A 19275-nucleotide genomic window follows, 5' to 3' on the forward strand; every position below is an offset into this window, starting at 1 on the left:
CCTCCGCACAACTCGCCGTCGGTTCGGTCATCGGCGGACTGCTCGCCGCCGCGATCATCCTGCTGCTCTCTGCAAAGTGCACCCGGCCGCCCCACACTCACACGGTCAGCTGATCTTCACCGGGTTGACGATGTCGGCGACGAGGACCAGCAGGGTGAAGCAGATGAAGACGCCCGCGACCACATAGGCGGCCGGCATCAGCTTGGCCACGTCGAACGGTCCGGGGTCGGGGCGACGGAAGACCTTCGCCACATTGCGGCGGACGGACTCCCACAGGGCGCCCGCGATGTGTCCGCCGTCCAGCGGCAGCAGCGGCAGCATGTTGAACAGGAACAGGGAGAGGTTGAAGCCGGAGAGCAGCATCATGAACGTGGCGACGATGTTCTCGGTGGGTACATCGAGGTTCATCACCTCGCCGCTGATGCGGGCCGCACCGACCACTCCGACCGGGGAGTCGTCCTTGCGCTCGGCGTCGCCGAAGGCCGCGCCCCAGAGGTCGGGCACCTTCGCCGGCAGGGCGATGATCGACTCCACGCCGTTCTCCAGCATGTCGCCCATGCGGTCGACGGACTGGCCGAAGCCCAGCGGCAGGATCTCGGTCTGGGCGGCGAAGCCGAGGTAGCCGGCCGGAACGAAGGCGTCGGGGACGACTTCGCCGTCGGCGTCCTTCTTGGCCACCATGTTCTTGATGAGCGTGGCTTCGAGTACCTGCTCGGTGCCGTCGCGCTCGACGGTGATGCTCGCGGGGCCGATCGTCTGGCGGATGCGGTCGGAGAGCTCGGGCCAGCCGGAGACGGCCTCGCCGTTGAAGGCGACGATCTTGTCGCCCGTTTGGAGGCCGGCCTGCTTCGCGGGGGACACCGGGTCGCCCGCCGCGCAGGTGTCGCGCTCCTCGCTCTGCTTGATGACGCAGTTCTGGACCCCGGCGACCTTGGTGGTCTGGGTGGCGAAACCGAAGGTCATCGCCACCCCGAGGAAGATCGCGACGGCGAGGACCAGGTTCATGAACGGGCCGGCGAACATCACGATGACGCGCTTCCACGGCTTGCGCGTGTAGAAGAGGCGGTCTTCGTCGCCGGGCTTGAGTTCCTCGTACGCGGCGGTCCTGGCGTCCTCGATCATGCCGCGCCACGGGGAGGTCGACCGGGCCTCGATCCGTCCGTCCTTCCCCGGCGGGAACATGCCGATCATGCGGATGTAGCCGCCCATGGGGATGGCCTTGATGCCGTACTCGGTCTCGCCGCGGTGCCGGGAGAAGATCGTGGGGCCGAAGCCGACCATGTACTGCGGCACCCGGATGCCGAACAGCTTGGCCGTGGAGAGGTGGCCCAGCTCATGCCAGGCGATGGAGAACAACAACCCCACGGCGAACAGCGCAATGCCGAGAATGGTCAACAACATCGTCATGCGCGAGCCTCCGCTGTGGCCTTGACCGCGAGCTCCCGGGCCCTGGTCCGGGCCCAGCTCTCCGCTTGCAGGACGTCGGACACCGTGAGCGAAGTTCCCCGGACGGGCACTCCGTGTTCGGTGACGACACGGGTGACCGTATCCATGATGGCGTTGAAAGGCAGCCGACCGGCGAGGAACGCCTCGACGCACTCCTCGTTGGCGGCGTTGAACACGGCCGGCGCGGTGCCGCCCAGCTCCCCCACGTGACGGGCCAGACCCACCGACGGGAACGCCTCGGTGTCCAGAGGGAAGAACTCCCAGCTCGACGCCTGGGTCCAGTCGAAGGAGGGCGCCGCATCGGGCACCCGCTCGGGCCAGCCGATGCCGAGGGCGATGGGGCCGCGCATATCGGGCGGGGTCGCCTGCGCCAGTGTGGAGCCGTCGTTGAACTCCACCATCGAGTGCACGTACGACTGGGGGTGGACGACGACCTCGATGCGGTCGAAGGGGATGTCGTAGAGCAGGTGCGCCTCGATGACCTCCAGGCCCTTGTTCACGAGGGTCGCGCTATTGATGGTGATCACGGGGCCCATGGCCCAGGTGGGGTGCGCGAGCGCGTCCTCACGGGTCACGTCGGCGAGCTCGGCCCGGGTGCGGCCCCGGAACGGGCCGCCGGAGGCGGTCACGACCAGCTTGCGGACCTCGGAGCGCTTGCCCGCCGCCAGGGCTTGGAACAGCGCGGCGTGCTCGGAGTCGACGGGGATGATCTGCCCCGGCGCGGCCAGCTCCTTCACCAGGGGCCCGCCGACGATGAGCGACTCCTTGTTGGCGAGCGCGAGGGTGCGGCCGGCCCGCAGCGCGGCCAGGGTGGGCGCGAGGCCGATGGAGCCGGTGATGCCGTTGAGCACGGTGTGGCACTCGAAGGCCGCGAGTTCGGTGGCCGCGTCCGGACCGGCGAGGATCTCGGGCAGCGGTGTGGCGCCGTAGCGTGCGGACAGTTCCGCGCGCAGGGCGGGCACGACGTCCTCCCGGGCGACGGCGACGGCACGCACCCCCAGCCGGTGGGCCTGCTCGGCGAGCAGGGCGACCTTGCCGCCCGCGGCGGAGAGCGCCGTGACCCGGAAGCGGTCCGGGTTGCGCAGGACGAGGTCGATGGCCTGGGTGCCGATCGATCCGGTGCAGCCGAGGATGACGATGTCTCTACGACCGGTGGCCGGGTCGAAGACGGTGTGTGGATCGGCGAGGGGGGATGGGCTGTCGCTCATCCCCCCATTGTGGCCGTAATCGCCGGCCCGCTTAACAGGGGTGCAGCAACCGTCAGCGGATGGGCCGGTGGACGTTCTCCCGCTCGGACGGGCCGGGGGTGGCGTCCGCGATCCAGGGGCCGTCGCCGCTGGGGTCGACGATGCCCGCTTCCAGCCACTCGTACCGTCCGGCGAGGACCCCGTCCACCACCCGGCGGTCGATGTCGTCGGTGTTGGACCACAGTCGGGTGAAGAGTTCCTCGATCCGCAGTCGGGACTGGCGGCAGAACGCGTCGGCGAGCTGGTACGCCTCGCGGCCGTGGTCGCCGGAGGCTCGCAGCATCTCCGCCCGTACGCAGGCCGCGGAGATCGCGAAGAGTTCCGCACCGATGTCGACGATCCGAGCGAGGAAGCCCTGTTTGGTCTCCATCCGACCCTGCCAGCGGGACATGCCGAGGAAGGTGGAGCGGGCGAGCTTACGGGCGGAGCGCTCGGCGTAGCGCAGGTGTACGGCGAGGTCGGGATGGCCGGCGGGGTGGAACTCCCCGTACGACCGGGGGCTGTGGCCGGGGCCCGTGACGAGCTTGGGGAGCCAGCGGGCGTAGAAGGCGGTGGCCTGGGCACCGGCCCTGGCCTTGTCGCCGAGGGACTTGTCCGGATCGATGAGGTCGCCGGCGACCTTGAGGTGGGCGTCGACGGCCTCACGGGCGATCAACAGGTGCATGATCTCGGTGGAGCCCTCGAAGATGCGGTTGATCCGCAGGTCGCGCAGCATCTGTTCGGTCGGTACCGCGCGTTCGCCGCGCGCCGCGAGGGAGTCCGCGGTCTCGAAGCCCCGGCCGCCGCGGATCTGGACCAGTTCGTCGGCGATCAGACAGGCCATCTCGGAGCCGAACAGCTTGGCGAGCGCTGCTTCGATACGGATGTCGTTGCGGTCCTCGTCGGCGAGCTGGGAGGCGAGGTCGACGACCGCTTCGAGCGCGAACGTGGTCGCCGCGATGAACGAGATCTTCGCGCCCACCGCCTCGTGCCGGGCGACCGGCTTGCCCCACTGCTCACGGGCCGCCGACCACTCACGGGCGATCTTGAGGCACCACTTCCCGGCGCCCGCGCACATGGCCGGGAGGGAGAGCCGACCGGTGTTGAGGGTGGTCAACGCGATCTTGAGCCCGGCGCCCTCGGGCCCGATGCGATGGGCGGCGGGCACGCGGACCTGGTGGAAGCGCGTGACGCCGTTCTCCAGCCCGCGCAGGCCCATGAAGGCGTTGCGGTTCTCCACGGTGATGCCCGGACTGTCGGCCTCCACCACGAAGGCCGTGATGCCGCCGGGGTGCCCATCGGACTTCGGCACCCGGGCCATCACCACCAGCAGATCGGCGACGACCCCGTTGGTGGTCCACAGCTTGACTCCGTCGAGGACGTACTCGTCGCCGTCCGGGACCGCGCTCGTCGCCAGCCGTGCCGGGTCGGATCCCACATCGGGTTCGGTGAGTAGGAACGCCGAGATGTCGGTACGGGCGAGTCTCGGCAGGAACGCGTCCTTCTGCTCCTCGGTGCCGAAGATCTTGAGCGGCTGTGGCACTCCGATCGACTGGTGTGCGGAGAGCAGGGCCCCGATGGCGGGGCTGGCGGTGCCGATGAGGGCGAGGGCCCGGTTGTAGTAGAGCTGGGTGAGCCCGAGGCCGCCGTACTTGGTGTCGATCTTCATCCCGAGCGCGCCGAGTTCGCGCAGACCGTTGATGACGTCATCGGGGATCCGGGCCTCGCGCTCGATCAGCGCGCTGTCGATCCGGGTCTCGCAGAACGTGCGCAGACGGGCGAGGAACTCCTCGCCGCGCCGGGTGGCCTCCCCCGACGGCGTCGGATGGGGGTGGATCAGATCGAGCCGCAACCGGCCCAGAAACAGTTCCTTGGCGAAACTCGGCTTGCGCCAGTCCTGTTCACGCGCGGCCTCGGCGACCTGCCGGGCCTCACGCTCGGTGACCTTGGGGGTGCCGTCCTTCTCCAGTGGTGCGGTCATGAGGTCCACCTCGCCGCGAGTCGGGTTGGGGCGCCGGTCGGGGCGGGGTGCACTACCAACCGGTACTACTCGTCCGTACTACCCGATAATTGCAGTGCCCACCATCCTGGTGCCGCACCCGGGGGAACACCGGTGACGGAGGGTGAGAATGACCGGCTCGCGGAGCGTCGGCATATCCGTCCGCAGCGCCGCCCCGGTTCCGGACCATGGCCTCGACGGACCGGAAGCGGGGCGGCAAGTCGGCTGGACCGGGCCGGCGGCCTGAAAGGGCGGGGCTCTAGCGGAACGCGGGAAAGGCGAAGCGCTGGCCGACGGCCAGCCCCTGCGCACCGGCGTCGGTCCCGGTCACCGAGTAGACGACCGTACGGGAGAGCCCACGGGTGGCGGCGATCGCCGTGTTGTAGCCGGGGCGGGCACCGGTCTTGCCCCAGATCTCCACCCCGTCGACCGTGAACCGCTCAAGCCCGGCGCTTCTGGTGGCACCGGCGATGCCCTGGGGAACGGTGAACATCTCCTTCAGCTGCTGCTGCGGCACGACCTCGCCGCGGAAGAGCGCGGTCAGCAAGCGCTCCAGATCGTCCAGGGTCGAGATCATGTCCCCCGCCGCCCAGCGGTCCGCCACATTCCAGTCGGTGACGTCCACCCGCTGTCCGTCGACCAGTTGATAGCCCCTGTTGTGCGGCCCGTGGATGCGGGGATCGGTACCGGGAAACGAGGAGTTCCGCATCCCCGCCGGCCGAAAGACATGGCGTGCGGCACCCTCCTCGTACGACCGTCCGGTGACCTTCTCCACCAGCATGGCGAGGATGGTGTAGTTGACGTTCAGATAGTGCTGTCGGGTACCGGGCGCGAACTCCGGGCCCCTGGCGATCCCCGCGGCCACCACCGCTTCCGGGTCCACGGTGTCGAACCGGTGCGCGTACTGCTCCGCCCAGGACCCACCGGCGACGGCCGGGGGCTGGATCCCACTGGTGTGGTTGAGCAACTGCCGTACGGAGACGGGCTGGAACTCGGGCGTCAGCAGCCCCGGTAGGTAGCGCTGCACCGGCCGGTCGAGGTTGATCTTGCCGTCGGCGGCGAGCCGGAGCACCAGGGCCGCGGTCACCACCTTGGTCACCGATCCGGCGCGGAACCGGCCGTGGGTGAGGGCAGGGCTGTGGTGGCGCACCTCCCGCACTCCGGCGCTGCCCTCCCAACGCCCGTCCCGCCCACCGGCACGTACCACCGCGCTGGTCGCCTCACCGTCCGGTAGTCCCCGCAGGGCGGCTTGGAGCGCCTGCGCCTGCGGATGTTCGGCCGCCCGGGCCTGCGAGACTCCGGGCACCTGGCTGGCGGCCGGGCCCGCGAGGACGGGCCCGGCCGTGACCCCGAGAACGACGACGGCGGAGACGGCGGTGAGCAGGGCACGCCGGTGCAACGGACTGGGTTTCACAGGGAAGGACCCTTCCAGGAGAGGGATGGGGGATGCCTCCCATCCTGGAGACGACCGTGGAACGCCGGATCCTCATCACGGAGGACACCGCCCCCGTCGTCGACTCGGGGTCAACCCCGTTGTTCCCAGGGCTGATCGATCGCCGACCCCGATGCACGGGCCCACCAAGGGTCAGATGTCCGTCGCCCGCAGGGGGCAATGACGGTCCGCGCCCCGGCCAGCACGGCGTGATCACGGCTACGGTCGGCGACTGCGCCAAGCACAGGAGAATCCAGTGGCGGCGGTAAGAGATTCAGTAGGGAAGAGACACATGAAACGGGAGTAGCCCGGCGCTTCCGCCAACCCGATACGCCCATCGGCGAACCGGTCGAGACCGTCCAAGGCCACCAACCGTGTCAGGGCGGAGGGACCATGCGGACCACCGTGACTTGCAGAACGCTCTGTGCTACGTAGTACCGGATGAAGATCCCGACGACGGTGGCTTCCCTCCGGTCCCTCTCACGGCTCACAGCCCGCGATCCGTGGCCGTAGGGGTCTCGGCCCAACGTGCGCCCTATGGCTGCCCGAAACGCTGCTGCCGAGGGTGAGGGCATCTGCTTCAGCGTTGCTTCTGCCACCGGCGCATACGCGATCTCGTAGCGACTCATGCAGCCCCACGCCCTTCGGCCTCCAAGCGGGCGAAGACCTCCTCGTCCTCCGGACCAGAGGCGAGGTTGAGAATCCAGTGCCGCAGCACATCGGCGACGCTCTCCACCGTGGCCGCGCCCAGTTCCTCGTCAAAGCGCCGCCGTTGGTCCTCTGGCAGTGCGCTGCGGACGCCCTCGACCGTGGCGGGCACCTTTACTCGTTCCTCGTTGTGGATGGTCCATCTCGACGTGCTGTGCTCAGACATGGCGGGAACGAGTCCTCTCCTTGGGCGAGTCCTCCCAGGCTATTGCTGGAAGAGAGCACTAACGGAGGCTTAGCAGCGCCAAGAACGGTGTGTTGGGGCACCAGTTGAGTCCGGGCGCACCTCGTGCGCCGGGATGTGCAGCACCCTGCCCAGCGATTCCGCCGTTCCCGGAAACGCAAGGCGAGCGGCGAATTCCCCGTCCTTGCTGGGGAGAAGGCGCTGGCCTTCGCCCCAGCGGCCGAGTCGCTGTCGTTGACCGACGACGCCAGCGAGACGAGCGCTCTGACCCACTACCGCAAGGACGACCCGACCGCCGTCGACAGTCTGGGCCCCACGCGAAGAACGGCCGGAGCCCCCGCACAGTGGGCTCCGGCCGTTGGGTGTTACGGGCGGAAAACTACAGTGTGAGACCCGTCAGGACCAGTACTCGTTCGTAGGTGTAGTCGTCCATCGCATAGGCGACGCCCTCGCGGCCGACGCCGGACTGCTTGGCTCCGCCGTAGGGCATCTGGTCGGCACGGTACGAGGGGACGTCGCCGATGATCACGCCGCCGACCTCCAGCGCGCGGTGGGCGCGGAAGGCGGTCTGGACGTCGTGGGTGAAGACGCCCGCCTGGAGGCCGTACGGGGAGTCGTTGACGGCGGCGAACGCCTCGGCCTCGCCTTCGACCTTGCTGACGGTCAGCACCGGGCCGAAGACTTCCTCGCAGGCGATGGTGGTGTGCGGGGGCACATCGGCGAGGACGGTCGGGGCGTAGGTGGCGCCGTCGCGCTTGCCGCCGGCGAGGAGCTTGGCGCCGGCCTGGACGGCCTCGTCCACCCAGGACTCCACGCGCTTGGCAGCGTCCTCGCTGACGAGGGGGCCGACGTCGGTGGCGTCGTCGGCGGGGTCGCCGGTGACCTGGGCCTCGACCGCGGCGACGAGCTTGGGCAGCAGGCGGTCGTAGACGGAGGCGTCCGCGATCACGCGCTGCACGGAGATGCAGGACTGGCCGCCCTGGTAGTTGGAGAAGGTGGCCATGCGGGTGGCCGCCCAGTCCAGGTCCTGCTCGGACGTCCAGTCGTCAAGGACGACAGCGGCGCCGTTGCCGCCGAGTTCGAGCGTGCAGTGCTTGCGCGGCACGGAGTCCATGATCGCGTAGCCGACGGGGCCGGAGCCGGTGAAGGAGATCACGGGCAGCCGCTCGTCCTGGACCAGCGCGGGCATCCGGTCGTTGGGGACCGGGAGCACCGACCAGGAGCCGACGGGCAGTTCGGTCTCGGCGAGCAGTTCACCGAGGATCAGCGAGGAGATCGGGGTGGCCGGGGCGGGCTTGAGGATGATCGGGGCGCCGACCGCGATCGCGGGGGCGACCTTGTGGGCGCTGAGGTTCAACGGGAAGTTGAACGGCGCGATGCCGAGGACCACGCCCTTGGGGATGCGACGGGTGAGGGCGAGACGCCCCGTACCGCCGGCGTCGGTGTCGAGGCGCTGGGCCTGGCCGCCGTTGAAACGGCGGGCTTCCTCGGCGGCGAACCGGAAGACGGACACGGCACGGCCGACCTCGCCGCGGGCCCACTTGATGGGCTTGCCGTTCTCGGCGGAGATCAGCTGGGCGATCTCCTCGGTGCGCTCGGCGAGGCGCTTGGAGACGTGGTCGAGGGCCGCGGCGCGCACATAGGCCGGTGTGGCGGCGAACTCGTCGCGTACCGCGTGGGCGGCGGCGACGGCTTCTTCGACCTGGGCCTCGGTGGGTACGGAGACCCGGCCGACGAGACGTCCGTCCCACGAGTTGGTGACGTCGAAGGAGGTCTCGCCGGTGGCCTCGCGGCCGGCGAGCCAGAAGGCGTGGGTGGAGGTCATGTCCCGGCCCTTCCGAGGTGGGGTGAGTGTGACTGTTGGGCGGTGCCCGCCCCACGGTAGGGCCGCACGGCTGAATGGTGGTTTGTACGGGGTGGAGTGGTCACAGATGGTGTTCCTGCCGCTTTGGTGCGTCGGATCGGGTCCGTGCGCCGTTCGGGGGCATCTGCGCGCCGTGACCGCCTGCTCAGCGGCGACGCTCGGTGCTCACGATGAGGCAGACTCCCGCGACGACGACGGCTCCGCCCACCGCGATCGACCAGGTCAGTTCCTCCTGGAGGAAGACCGCTCCGAGCAGTACGGCCACCACCGGATTGACGTACGCATAGGTGGCCACCAGGGACAGGGGCGCGGTGTGCAGCAGCCAGGCGTACGCCGTGAACGCCACCAGCGAGCCGAAGAGCACGAGATATCCCAGGGCGATCCACGACTCGGTGGAGACGTCGCCGAACGCGAATCCCCGGTGTTCTCCGCGGCCGAAGCCGACCAGGGCGCAGCCGATGCCGCCCGCGACCATCTCGTACGCGCTCGCCGTGAACGGGTTGGCGGGCATGGGGATGCGGGCGGAGGCGAAGGAGCCCACGGACCAGCTGACGGTGGCGCCCAGGACCGCGACCACGCCCCACAGTCGGATGTCTCCGCTGAGTCCGGGCAGTGTCAGGACCACCAGTCCGACCAGGCCGAACAGGACTCCGCCGTACGCGCCGAGCCCGGGGCGTTCGCCGGAGAAGCGGCGCAGCACCACCACCCAGGCGGGTACGACGGCGACCAGGAGCGCGGCCAGGCCGGAGGGGATGGCGGTCTCGGCGAGGACGACCAGCCCATTGCCGCCGAGGAGCAGCATCAGTCCGAGCAGGGTGACGGAGCCGAGTTGGGCCGGGGTGAGTTTGAGCGCGGCGGGGCCCTGCCGCCAGGCGACCAGGGCGGCGAGGACCAGCCCTGCGAGGACGAAGCGTCCGCCGGCCGAGAGGAAGGCGGGCATGGTCTCGACGACCACGGCGATGCCGAGGTAGGTGGAGCCCCAGACGACGTACACGATGGCGAGTGCGGCCCAGACCGCGCCGGATATGCGCCGCGGGCCGGGCGGCGGTGGCTCGGTGACCGGTGGGGCGGGTGTTTCCAGCGGTCCGATCGCCGCGAGGGGCGGAAACGATTCGGCGGAGTTGGCGGTTCCGTCCGAGGGCGTGTCGGCGGGAGGGAGGTCTCTCATCTGTCCTTCTGGGGTCCCCGGACGGCGGTCCGGGCCACTCCCCTCCGCTGCGTCGACGCGACTTTAGGGATTGCGGCCCCACCTGCCAAGATTTTTGCCCGACTTCGGGCATCCCGACGGAAGGATCTGCTGCGGTGACTACTCGCCGGTGGGGCCGGTGGTCGTCTTCAGGGCGAGCCAGAGCTCCATCCGGACGTCCGGGTCGTCCAGCGAGCGTCTGAGGATCTCCTCGACCCGGCGCATGCGGTAACGCAGGGTGTGGCGGTGCACTCCGAGGTCCGCCGCCGCCGCGTCCCACTGTCCGTGGCGGGACAGCCAGGCCCGCAGGGAGGCCACGAGGTCACCGCGGCCGGTGGCGTCGTGTTCGTACAGGGCGCGGAGCATCCCGTCGGCGAAGGCGCGTACGGCGTCGTCCGCCAGCAGGGGGACGATGGACCCCGCCGCTAGGTCCTCATGCTCGACGAGGGCACGGCCTCGTCTGCGGGCGACGGAGATGGACTGTTCGGCTTCTTTGAACGCGTTCGGCGCGGCGATCGGCCCGGTGGGCGCGGAGAGGCCGATGACGAGCCCGGCGTCATCCGCCTCCTGCTCGGAGTGCAGCGCGAGGCAGTCGGCGACGACCGCTCCCCCATCGGCGGCGAGCACCACGAGTCGGCCGTCGTCGTCGGACACGGTGATGAGCGTTTCGCCCGCGCGTGAGGCCGCTGCTTCCAGGGCTTCGGCGAGTGCGTGGAGTGGCGGCTCGGGGGCATCGACCGGGGCGGACGGTTCGGCGAGCAGCACGCGGAAGGGGGCGTCGAGCAGGGTGCCGTAGAGGTCGGCGGCGACCGCTCGGGCGTGGTCGGGTTCACCGGAGAGCAGCATCCGCAGGACGGCTGCGCCCAGTCGCTGTTCGGCGCGCTGGAGCGAGCGGGAGCGTTCGGTGGAGAGGGTGAGGAGCGCGATGGCGGAGTGGACCGCATAGCGTTCGGCGGTGCCGAGGGCAGCGGCTGTGCCCACGGCGAGGGCTCCGCGCACCCGGCGGCCGGTGCCCAGGGACTGGAGTTCCACCCGGTCGTCGCCGGTGTCGGCGGCGATGGTGCTGGCCGGTGCCGAGCGTTCGCGGAGCCGTTCCACATCGGGGGTGAGCCGGCCGGCCCTGCGCACCGCCCACTCGGGTGCGGCGGCGACGACGGCGCCCGAGGCGTCGTAGAGGGCCGCCCAGCCGTTGACGTGGGCGGCGAGTCGGGCGACGACCGCGCTGGGGCCTTCGGCGAGGGCGGCGCGGGTCAGCTCCCGCTGGACTTCGAACCCGGCGGTCACCGCGCGGTACTGGTCGGCCGCGATCGCCGCCGAGACCGCTTTGCTGATCGCGAGGAAGGGGGTGCGGCGGGGTACGGCGAGCAGGGGGAAGTCCTCGGCCCGGGCGGCGTCGAGGAGGGCGTCGGGGATGTCGTCGTAGAACACGCCGATGCCGAAGCCGAGTCCGACGACGCCCGCCGCGGCGAGTCTGCGCACGTAACGGCGCATGACGTCGGGGTCCCGGGCGTCCAGGGTCATGGCGGTGACGAGGAGGAGTTCGCCGCCGTCGAGATAGGGGACGGGATCGGCCAGCTCGCTCACGTGCGCCCATCGCACCGGGGTGTCGAGCCGCTCCTCGCCCGCGCGCACGGTGAGCTTGAGCGCCGAGTGTTGGACGAGTGAGGCGAGCGTGGGCGGCATGGCACCTTCAGAACTGGTCAGGACTGTTCACGGGCCGGCCGGGGCATCCGGGGGATTTCGCCGTGCCGTATGAACTGATTACCTCAATTCTGCCAGCTCGTAGTGGTTCAGGGCGGTCGGGGTAATCCGTACAGGGGAGTTCCGCTATGTACGGAGATCGACGAGCAGGGGCGGGGTGTGCTCGCCGTTGACGTTCGCCAGGGAGAGGACCGCGTGTCCGGCGGGCACCGCATGGGCGAGGTCGGATGCGGACCAGCGGGCCCGTTCCACCTCCCGTACGGTGATCGCCTCTGCGGTGGTCGCCTTCCCGGTGACCAGGCGGCGCATGGCGTGCATCGCCTTGGTGAGGGGCTCGTCCGAGATGATCTGGCGATTGGTGACATCACGGGTCTGCACCCACTCGGTGCCCCAGGTCTCCGCGAACCGGCCGCCGTCCCAGGGGGCGAGCCCCGCGAAGGCCATCCGGCAGCCCACGGCGCCCAGGAGGGGGCCGCGCAGCGGATCGGGCACGTCCTCCAGGGTGCGCAGGGTCAGCACCACCCCGGCATGGGCGGAGCGCAGCCGTTGCACGGCCCGTACCGAATCCGCGGTCACCGTGTACGTCGCGTCGTCGAGGACGAGCGCGGCGAACAGCGAGCGGTCCGAGCGGCTGAGGGCGGCTTCGGTGAACTGGGCGAGCAGCAGGCGCGCGATGATCCGCGACGCCTCGGCGTGGCCGCGTTCGGGCAGGTCGATGCGGACCCGCAGCGGATGTTCGATGGCCTTCAGGGAGAACTGGCGGCTGTTGTCGTCGGTGCGGAAGGAGGTCGCGAACGCGGGTCGGTCCAGGAAGGCGATCCGTTCGGCGAGCAGCACCCCGATGTCATCGCCGCCGCGGGCGGACTGGCGTTCGCGCGCGTCCAGCTCGCGCAGTTGTGCCGCCGCCCTCCCGCCCTGCGACTGGAGCGCCTGGCGCAGGGCGTCGAGCGCGGCGGGGGCGCCGCTGAGGAGCTCGCGCAGTTCGGGAACGGCCGGGAAGTGGCCGTGGACGGATTGGTAGGGGCCGATCAGCTGGGCCAGTGCGGTGGCGGCGCGTCGGCCGTCACTGCCGGGCAGGGTGGCGGCCAGATCTCCGACCAGGGCTTCGGCGAGCATCCGGGCGGCTTCGTCGGGGTCGGTGGAGCCGCCGTAGAGGTCCAGGTCGTGTCGGGAGTCGCTGCGTCCGATGGCGATGACCAGGTCGAAGGCGTCGTCGGGGGCGAGCAGTGCGCCCTGGGCGGTGACGGCGACCACGGCGGCGCGATTGGCGAGGGCCAGCAGTCCGAGGGACTCGACGACCGGGCGGATCAGCCGCACGCTCTTGCCGCAGCCGGACGGGCCGACGGCCAGCAGGGAGGTGCCGAGCAGTGAGGGGTCGAGTGCGACGCCCGTGGTGCGCCGGGCGTAGGGGTTGCGCCGGTCGTCGGCGGCGGTGCCGATCCGCACCTGTGCGGTGACGAGGTCATGGGTGGCGGTGCGTACGGGCAGGTCCCGCAGGCCGGAGGGGTGGCCGCAGGCCGCGGCGCCCTGGCGACGGACGGTGTCGGTGAAGGCGGGCAGCAGTTCGGGACGGGCCTGGACGCCTTGCCAGGCCCGTCGGATGCGGGCGTAGTCCACATCGCCGAGCGCACCCGCGCGGGCTGCTTCGGTGAGGGTCTGCGCGGCGTCGACGAGACCGGCCGCGCGGAGTTCCGGCCACTCGGCGGGGTCGGGCCCGGTCTGCGAGGGCCGTGCGGTCGGGGTGCCGGGCTTCTTGGCGCGGCGGGCGTAGCGGCGCCATATCTCGGGGACGTGCCCGAGGCGGGCGAAGAACACCAGCAGTCCGCCGCCGACGAGCGCGTAGTAGGTGTAGCTGGCGGTGGCCCACAGGGGCGGGTCGGAGCGCCAGGATTCGGGGGTGAGGACGAGCAGCGGCCAGATCCAGTAGCGGCCGAGGTAGCCGTTCCACAGCAGGGACCAGAGCAGCCAGCCGGTGAGGAGGGCAATCAGTGCACCGGCGAACAATCGTCGGGCGGGGACTTCGTCGGGCTCCTCGTCGGGGCGGGCGCGGTGGCCGAACCGCCAGACGCCGGGGTCGGCGGCGGGGCGGGGGGTGCGCAGCCAGTCGGTGACGGCCGGGCGCGTGGTGGGGGCGTGCCCCGGGAGGGCGGGGATGCCGGGAGCGGGCGGGAAGCTCGGTGGCCCGGCGGGTCGGGGTACGGAAGGCGGGTGTGGCGGCGGTCCGGATCTGGGCGCGGGACCGCGCTCCGTGCCGCGTGCGTCGAATGTGCCTTCGGAATCCATGAACTGCTGCCCCCTGACCAGCCAGGCCCGCTCTGTGCACGGTCAATCTAGTGCCCTGGCGCGGGGAGTTCACCGATTCACCCCGTGGCGGAAGGGGATCGGAGGGGAGGAGTGCGCCCGGGTCCATGGCGAGGGCGGCTCGGGCCGCCCGCCCCTGCGTGTGCGGACCTGCCCGGAGGCGCTGGGCTGCTCCCCGTCCTGCTGTGGGGGCGGGGCCTGGGCGCGGTATGTCCGGGGCGGACAAGGACTCATCCCCAACACTCCCGAACGGCACATGCCGCCACGACCGGCCCGCCCCTAGCCTGCGGGGAAGAACTGAAGCGTCCACAGCACCCCCAGGAGCCCCTATGACCGCGATCCCGCAGGAGCGCCGCATCGTCACCGCCATTCCCGGACCCAAGTCGGTGGAGCTCCAGGCTCGCCGTACCGCAGTGGTCGCTGGTGGCGTGGGTTCGGTGCTGCCCGTCTTCACCGCTCGTGCGGGAGGCGGAATCATCGAGGACGTCGACGGCAACCGTCTGATCGACTTCGGTTCCGGCATCGCCGTCACAAGCGTCGGCGCCAGCGCCGAGGCCGTCGTACGCCGTGCGTCCGCCCAGCTCGCGGACTTCACCCACACCTGTTTCATGGTCACCCCGTACGAGGGCTACGTGGCCGTCGCCGAGGCGCTGGCCGAGCTCACCCCGGGTGACCACGCCAAGAAGTCCGCGCTGTTCAACTCGGGTGCCGAGGCCGTCGAGAACGCGGTGAAGATCGCCCGCAGCTACACCAAGCGCCAGGCCGTCGTCGTCTTCGACCACGGCTACCACGGCCGCACCAATCTGACGATGGCGCTGACCGCGAAGAACATGCCGTACAAGCAGGGCTTCGGGCCGTTCGCCCCCGAGGTCTACCGAGTGCCCGTCGCGTACGGCTACCGCTGGCCCACCGGTGCCGCGAACGCGGGCGCCGAGGCGTCCGCGCAGGCCATCGACCAGATCAGCAAGCAGATCGGCGCGGAGAACGTCGCGGCGATCATCATCGAGCCGGTGCTGGGCGAGGGCGGGTTCATCGAGCCGGCCAAGGGCTTCCTGCCGGCGATCGCGGAGTTCGCCAAGGAGAACGGGATCGTCTTCGTCGCCGACGAGATCCAGTCGGGCTTCTGCCGCACCGGCCAGTGGTTCGCCTGTGAGGACGAGGGCCTCGTCCCGGACCTGATCACGACCGCCAAGGGCATCGCGGGCGGTCTGCCGCTGGCCGCGGTGACCGGTCGCGCCGAGATCATGGACGCGGCGCACGCAGGTGGCCTCGGCGGCACCTACGGCGGCAACCCGGTGGCCTGTGCCGGTGCGCTCGGGTCGATCGAGACGATGAAGGAGCTGGACCTCAACGCCAAGGCGCGGCGCATCGAGGAGGTCATGAAGGGCCGTCTCGCCGCGATGCAGGAGAAGTTCGACATCATCGGCGAGATCCGCGGCCGTGGCGCGATGATCGCGATCGAGCTGGTCCAGGACCGGGACACCAAGGAGCCGCACGCGGCGGCTGCCACGGCGCTCGCCAAGGCGTGCCACGCCGAGGGCGTACTGGTGCTGACCTGCGGTACGTACGGCAACGTGCTGCGCTTCCTGCCGCCGCTGGTGATCGGCGAGGACCTGCTGAACGAGGGCCTGGACGTCATCGAGCAGGCGTTCACGCGCATCTGACGGCCGGAGGGCGACCCTCCGTGACGTCCGTGACCGGCGGTAACAACCCCGGTCTGACCAGGCGGAACGGTCGGGGCCTGTGAAGAACATGTGGGGGCCCGATGGCGGCATGGAGATGTGGCTGTCGGTCCCCCCTGTCACTGCCGTACGGTTTCTGCAGATGAGAGAAACACCCCGCCCGCAGGGGACTGCGGGCGAGTCCGATGCGGAGCCTCCCCAGCACCACATCGGCCGTGCCTTTGCGCACACCACCGGAGCCTCTGGCTCCGGAACTCCTCACCGATCGGATGGCCGCTCGCCCCAAACCCCCCGGGGCGCGCGGCGGCCCGATCAGACCGGCTGCCTCGGAACTACCCCCCCTGTTCCGAGGCGGCCGGCTTTTCTGTTGCTCGCGCTCTGTCTGCTGACGTTCGCGGCGGTGACCTGGCAGGTGGCGATCGACGGGCCGCTGCGCGCCCTGGACGAGCGCATCTCGTCACGGATCGCGGGCCACGGGCCATCCGCCTTCACCGAACTCCTCGCCGACCTGGGCAATCTCGCCGTGGCCCTGCCCGTACTGGGTGCCTCGCTGGCGTATGCGTACGGGCGTGAGCGCCTGCGGCGATGGCGGGAGGCGGTCGGCGTCGTCCTCGCCATGGCGGCGGTGCCCGCCTGTGTCGTACCGCTAAAGGCGCTGCTGGACCGTCCGGGACCACTGACGGACGCCACCGGCTACTACCCCTCCGGACACGCGGCGACGGCCCTCGTCGCCTACTGCGGCGCAGCCCTCCTCCTGGCTCCTCTCCTGCGCCGACGATGGGCGATGCCCGCCGCCCTGGTGCTCACCCTGGCGACGGGCATCGGTCTGGTCCTACGGGGCTACCACTGGCCGCTGGACGTGATCGGCAGTTGGGCCCTGTGCGGCGCGCTGCTGGTGGTGGTCACCAGGTGTACGCGTCGAAGTTCCGGCTGAACTGCCACTGGTTGTAGCGGTCCCAGTTGATCGACCAGGTCATCAGGCCGCGCAGGGCGGGCCAGGTGCCGTGGGTCTGGTATGAGCCGCAGTTGGTCTTCTTGGTGAGGCAGTCGAGCGTCTTGTTCACCTCGGCGGGCGCCGTGTGTCCGTTGCCCGCCTGGGTGGACGCCGGCATGCCGATCGCGATCTGATCGGCCCGCAGCGGCGGGAAGATCCGCGACTGGTTGCCCGCCACCGGGAAGCCGGTGAGCATCATGTCGGCCATCGCGATGTGGAAGTCGGCGTTGCCCATGGTGTGGTACTGGTTGTCGAGACCCATGATCGGCCCCGAGTTGTAGTGCTGGACGTGCAGCAGGGTGAGGTCGTCGCGCAGCGCGTGGATCACCGGGAGGTACGAGCCCGCCCGCGGGTCCTGGCCGCCCCACGGGCCCGAGCCGTAGAACTGGTAGCCCAGTTGGACGAAGAAGGTCTCCGGGGCCATCGTCAGGATGAACTTGGTGCCGTACTTGGCCTTGAGCGTCTTCACCGCCTGGATCAGGTTGGTGACCACCGGTGTGGTCGGGGAACGGAAGTCCGTGTCGCCGGTGTTCAGCGACAGGGAGTGGCCCTCGAAGTCGATGTCGAGACCGTCGAGGCCGTACTCGTCGATGATCTTCGATACGGAGGTGACGAACGCGTCCCGCGCTCCGGTGGAGGAGAGTTGGACCTGGCCGTTCTGGCCGCCGATGGAGATCAGCACCTTCTTGCCCGCCGCCTGCTTGGCCTGGATGGCGGCCTTGAACTCGGCCACCGACTCCACGTTGGGGCACTCCGTCACCGGGCAGAGGCTGAACCGGATGTCACCCGAGGTCACCGAGGTCGGTTCGCCGAACGCCAGGTTGATGACGTCCCAGGAGTCGGGCACGTCCGCCATCCGGGTGTAGCCGGAGCCGTTGGCGAAGCTGGAGTGCAGATAGCCCACCAGGGCGTGGGGGGGCAGCTGGGTTCCCGGCGTGCCGCCGCTGGTGGTTTCCGCGGTGACCGCGGCCGACTTGGCCGACTCGCCGGCGCTGTTGGTGGCCGTCACCTGGAAGCTGTAGGACGTGGAGGCCGTCAGCCCGGTCACCACGGTGGAGGTGCCGGTCACCGGGATGACCCGGGTGCCCTGGTAGACGTTGTATCCGGTGGCGCCGGACACGGCGGTCCAGCTCAGCGGGATGGAGGTGGAGGTCGGCGATCCCGCGCTGAGCCCGGTTGGGGTCGCCGGGATCTCGATCGGCGCGCCGCCGGGCCCGAAGAGCGAAAGGTCGTCGGCGTAGTAGGCGGGCGTGCCGTACCAGCCGTGGGTGTAGAGGGTGACCGAGGTGGTCGAGGGACCGGTGCGGAAGGTCGTGGACAGCTTCTGCCAGGTGCTGGCCGAAGGCGTCCAGTTGTAGGCGTCCGTGGTGCCCGTGCCCGAGACGCCCAGGTAGACGTAGCCGCCCTGCACCCAACCGCTCACGGTGTAGGCGGAGTTCGGCTTGACGGTGACCGTCTGGGTGCACTTCGCATTGTCGCTGCCCGCGGGGGTGGCCTTCAGTGCGGAGGTGCCGCCGCGGACCGGTGTGGTCACGGCGGCGCCGCTGCCCGCCGAGCAGTTCCACCCGGTGAGTCCGGCCTCGAAGCCGCCGTTGACGGCGAGTTCCTGATCCGCCGCCTGTGCGGTGGTGGCGGTGGCGACGAGTCCGCCGAGGGCTAGCACGGCCGCAGTGAGAGCGGCCGTGAGTCTGGTGCGCTTCACAACTACCTCCGGTACATGGGGGGTTGGGAGGTCAAGTCGCCGTCAATTTGGTCCAGACCAATAAGGTTGTCAAGGGTTCTCACAGACACCGGGTCCCTCACTCGCCCTCATGACGCGCCAGCGCAGCCGCCGCCTCGTGCATGGCCAGCTCCAACAGCAGAGGATCGTTGAGGTTCCCCGAACCGTTCGGCACGATCAGCCACCGGGTGCCCCCGCCACTGGCCCGCCCCGGATGGGGCACCACGATCCAGGTGCCCTGACCTGCACCGCGAATGCCGGTGCCGAGCCAGCGGCCGGCCGTACCCGCGGGGACGAAGAAGCCCATCCGCGCATCGCCGAAGTCCGCCAGCACCGGCCCGGGCCGATCAACCAGCCGCTGGAGCACGTCCAAGGTGGGATAGCCCAGCCGGGCCGGCAGGATCAGCACGTCCCACCGCACTCCCGCCGGCAGGAGCGCCACCCCGAGCGGGTGACGCTCCCACTCCCATCGACAGGCGTCCGGATTCGGCGCCACCGACGCCAGCCACTCCACCGCTGTCTTGACCCCCGAGGCAGTCATCGCCCGGCCTCCCACCCTCGATCCACGCGTGGCGTCCATCGCCTGCACACGGGGAGAGCGGGGTCGGCCCCGACTATGACGCGACTTTGGCTACTCATTGGTAGTGAACTGGGTCACGTCATGATCACGCCGATGCGCCCCGGTGCTCGGGACGGGGTCGGGACGAGGTCGGGGCGAGGTCGGGATCGGGCCGGGATCGGGCCGGGGTCCGTCGGGGTGGGCCGCGCACAAGACCGTGGCCCCGCTTCCCGGACAGCGCGATCCGGGAATCGGGGCCACGGCCCGATCAGT

The 19275-nt window shown here is 70.4% G+C and carries 14 protein-coding genes; 2 read left to right on the top strand and 12 right to left on the bottom strand.

Features of this window, described 5'->3' with window-relative positions; translation table 11 throughout:
- Positions 1–105: 105 nt before the first annotated feature.
- From ABZ348_RS27570 to ABZ348_RS27615, 10 genes are all read right to left on the bottom strand, one after another.
- Entirely contained in the window at positions 106–1407 is a 1302-nt protein-coding gene (locus tag ABZ348_RS27570) for a site-2 protease family protein (protein ID WP_358937504.1), read from the bottom strand.
- Positions 1404–2654: a 1-deoxy-D-xylulose-5-phosphate reductoisomerase gene (gene dxr, locus ABZ348_RS27575; protein WP_358937506.1), complete on the bottom strand. Its 1251-nt coding sequence runs from the start codon at positions 2652–2654 to the stop codon at positions 1404–1406. Before dxr ends, ABZ348_RS27570 begins: the two co-directional genes overlap by 4 nt.
- A gap of 52 nt (positions 2655–2706) precedes the next feature.
- Positions 2707–4653, bottom strand: a complete 1947-nt coding sequence (locus ABZ348_RS27580; RefSeq protein WP_358937507.1) for an acyl-CoA dehydrogenase family protein — start codon at positions 4651–4653, stop codon at positions 2707–2709.
- Between the two features lie 277 nt (positions 4654–4930).
- Entirely contained in the window at positions 4931–6085 is a 1155-nt protein-coding gene (locus tag ABZ348_RS27585; protein ID WP_358937508.1) for a serine hydrolase domain-containing protein, read from the bottom strand.
- Positions 6086–6480: 395 nt separating this feature from the next.
- The gene (locus tag ABZ348_RS27590; RefSeq protein WP_358937510.1) at positions 6481–6732 is read right to left on the bottom strand and encodes a hypothetical protein; all 252 of its coding nucleotides are present in this window, start codon (positions 6730–6732) and stop codon (positions 6481–6483) included.
- The gene (locus tag ABZ348_RS27595) at positions 6729–6977 is read right to left on the bottom strand and encodes a hypothetical protein (RefSeq protein WP_358878664.1); all 249 of its coding nucleotides are present in this window, start codon (positions 6975–6977) and stop codon (positions 6729–6731) included. Before ABZ348_RS27595 ends, ABZ348_RS27590 begins: the two co-directional genes overlap by 4 nt.
- A gap of 397 nt (positions 6978–7374) precedes the next feature.
- The gene (locus tag ABZ348_RS27600; RefSeq protein WP_358937512.1) at positions 7375–8820 is read right to left on the bottom strand and encodes an aldehyde dehydrogenase family protein; all 1446 of its coding nucleotides are present in this window, start codon (positions 8818–8820) and stop codon (positions 7375–7377) included.
- Positions 8821–9004: 184 nt separating this feature from the next.
- Entirely contained in the window at positions 9005–10027 is a 1023-nt protein-coding gene (locus tag ABZ348_RS27605) for an EamA family transporter (RefSeq protein ID WP_358937514.1), read from the bottom strand.
- A gap of 138 nt (positions 10028–10165) precedes the next feature.
- A complete protein-coding gene (locus ABZ348_RS27610) occupies positions 10166–11728 on the bottom strand; it encodes a PucR family transcriptional regulator (RefSeq protein WP_358937516.1) in 1563 nt (520 codons plus the stop codon).
- A 144-nt stretch (positions 11729–11872) separates the two neighbouring features.
- Complete coding sequence (locus tag ABZ348_RS27615; protein WP_358937518.1) at positions 11873–14029, bottom strand: ATP-binding protein; 2157 nt, start codon at positions 14027–14029, stop codon at positions 11873–11875.
- A gap of 347 nt (positions 14030–14376) precedes the next feature.
- On the opposite strand from ABZ348_RS27615, the gene gabT reads away from it, so the two are divergent.
- Together gabT and ABZ348_RS27625 are read left to right on the top strand one after the other, a co-directional pair.
- On the top strand, positions 14377–15711 hold the full coding sequence (gabT, locus tag ABZ348_RS27620) for a 4-aminobutyrate--2-oxoglutarate transaminase (RefSeq protein WP_358937520.1): 1335 nt from the start codon (positions 14377–14379) through the stop codon (positions 15709–15711).
- Positions 15712–16096: 385 nt separating this feature from the next.
- A complete protein-coding gene (locus ABZ348_RS27625) occupies positions 16097–16663 on the top strand; it encodes a phosphatase PAP2 family protein (RefSeq protein ID WP_358937522.1) in 567 nt (188 codons plus the stop codon).
- Here the strand turns inward: ABZ348_RS27625 and ABZ348_RS27630 are convergent.
- Together ABZ348_RS27630 and ABZ348_RS27635 are read right to left on the bottom strand one after the other, a co-directional pair.
- Positions 16632–18425 carry a glycoside hydrolase family 18 protein gene (locus ABZ348_RS27630; RefSeq protein WP_358937524.1) on the bottom strand — a complete coding sequence of 598 codons (1794 nt, stop codon included), beginning with the start codon at positions 18423–18425 and terminating at the stop codon, positions 16632–16634. The two genes, ABZ348_RS27625 and ABZ348_RS27630, sit on opposite strands and share 32 nt — an antisense overlap.
- Before the next feature lie 97 nt (positions 18426–18522).
- Positions 18523–18984 carry a hypothetical protein gene (locus ABZ348_RS27635; RefSeq protein ID WP_358937526.1) on the bottom strand — a complete coding sequence of 154 codons (462 nt, stop codon included), beginning with the start codon at positions 18982–18984 and terminating at the stop codon, positions 18523–18525.
- Positions 18985–19275: the final 291 nt, after the last annotated feature.

Origin of the sequence: Streptomyces sp. NPDC005963, from assembly GCF_040638655.1 — a bacterium.
In the GTDB taxonomy this organism is placed as follows: Bacteria; Actinomycetota; Actinomycetes; order Streptomycetales; family Streptomycetaceae; genus Streptomyces.